General features: G+C 41.4%; 1 protein-coding gene. It reads left to right on the top strand.

Annotated elements, in window-relative coordinates:
* Positions 1-114: 114 nt before the first annotated feature.
* A complete protein-coding gene (gene ppk1, locus AB4496_RS27775; protein ID WP_102258223.1) occupies positions 115-2211 on the top strand; it encodes a polyphosphate kinase 1 in 2097 nt (698 codons plus the stop codon).
* The last annotated feature ends 13 nt before the right edge of the window (positions 2212-2224 follow it).

The raw sequence follows: 2224 nt of genomic DNA, 5'->3' as shown, positions 1-2224 counted from the left end.
AATAACAAGTTTGTTGACCATATTTCTTAAAGTAAGATCATAGATTTTGTGAATCTTGTCATTCTAAATTAAAGTAACCAGCTCTATAGCCAGCACTCAAGGATTATCATCTCGATGGAAAAAGACTATGTCACAAAAGAACTTAGCTGGTTATCCTTCAACGAAAGAGTGCTCCAAGAAGCAGCCGACAAATCAGTCCCCTTAATCGAAAGAGTTCGTTTTTTAGGTATTTACTCGAAAAACCTCGATGAGTTTTACAAAGTCCGATTTGCTGATGTGAAACGAAAGATCTTACTTCAAGATCCTCAATTACCTGCCAACTCGCAGAAAACCCTGCTAACTCAAATGCAGAGCCAAGCAAGTAAGCTCGACGCTCAATTCTATGAGCTGTATAGCGACTTACTATTGGAACTGGCACGCAATCGTATTTTTCTGGTCAACGAACAACAAATCAGCGAAGAACAGAGTGAGTGGATCAAAAAGTACTTTAAGAAAAAAGTGCTGCCACATTTAACTCCGTTTCTCTTGAACGAAGATAGCCAGTTGCTCAATATTATCAAAGACGAGCAAAGTTACTTAGCCATCGACATTGAGCGAGAGACATCTTCTCAATATGTCTTACTCGAAATCCCATCAGAAGCCCTCCCTCGGTTTGTTAAGTTACCAGACACTTCTGGTTCACAGCGTACAACTTTGATCTTGTTAGATAATATAGTTCGATTTTGTTTAGATGACTTGCTTAAAGGATTCTTTGAGTATGACTCATTACGTTGTTTTGCGATAAAAATGACGCGTGATGCCGATTATGATCTTCAAGAGAACAATGAAAGTAACCTATTAGAATCGATGTCTTTAGGTTTAGAACAGCGCTTAACGGCACTACCGATACGCCTTATCTATGAGTCAGAAATGCCAGCTGAAATGCTCAATTTCTTGCAAGTCAGACTTAAGCTGTCTGACTATGACAGTGTCATTGCGGGTGGTCGCTATCATAACTTCAAGCATTTCTGCGAATTTCCAAGCCTTAATAGGCGTGATTTAGTTAATCGCCCACTTCCCGCGATTAAGTGTGCGCATTTCAGCCACTACCCAAACTATTTCGAAGCGATCAAAGCTCGTGACATCTTGTTGCATTACCCTTATCACACCTTTAATCACATCACTGAACTCGTGAGGCAAGCCTCCTTTGACCCGAAGGTAACCTCCATAAAAATAAACGTTTACCGTGTTGCAGAAGGCTCAAAGCTCCTTAGCTCGATCATCGATGCTGCACACAATGGTAAGAAAGTAACTGTCGTCGTTGAGCTACAAGCCCGCTTTGATGAACAAGCCAATATTCAGTGGACCAAGAAACTTCAAGAAGCCGGTATAAAAGTCATCCATGGCATCCCAAGTTTGAAAATTCACTCTAAGCTTCTGCTCATTAAACGGAAAGAAGGCAAGCATACGGCGCATTACGCTCATATTGGCACCGGTAACTTTCATGAAGTAACAGCGCGCGTGTATACCGATTTTTCTCTGCTCACTGCGAATGAAGATTTGACCCAAGAGGTGAGACAAGTCTTTAAGTATATTGAAAACCCTTATCAAAAATCACAGTTCAAACAACTGATTGTGTCACCAAAGAATACAAGAAAACGCCTGTATCAGTTGATAGATAATGAAATACAAAACGCGATAGAGAGCAAGCCTGCAAGCATCACTCTAAAACTCAACAATTTGGTCGACCGAGAGATCATTGAGAAGCTCTATCAGGCCAGCCAAGCCAATGTAAAAGTGAGAATGGTCATTCGTGGTATGTGCTCTCTCGTACCGGGAGTCTCCAACATCAGTGAGCAGATTGAGATTGTTAGTGTGGTCGATCGTTTTCTCGAACACCCAAGAGTGATGATCTTTGGTAACGCTGGTAATCCAAAAGTCTATATCTCCTCTGCCGACTGGATGACACGAAACTTCGATCACCGCATCGAAGTCGCCACTCCAATTTTAGATCCAAAGATCAAGCAAACCATTATCGATATCACCGAGTTTCATTTCGATGACAGCAACAAAGCTCGAGTGCTAGACCAATCGATGAGCAATCCTTACATACAAGCTCCAACAAACCCACTCGATTACCCGACGTCACAACTCTCCACTTACCACTATATTAAACGTATGGAGAAACTTGCTCGCAAGAAGTACAAACAAGAGAAGAAATCATGCCGCTAATTGATAACAAACA

Origin of the sequence: Vibrio sp. 10N.222.46.A1, assembly GCF_041473595.1 — a bacterium.
Taxonomy (GTDB): Bacteria; Pseudomonadota; Gammaproteobacteria; order Enterobacterales; family Vibrionaceae; genus Vibrio; species Vibrio tasmaniensis_A.
This window is presented reverse-complemented; position numbering and strand designations above follow the sequence as displayed.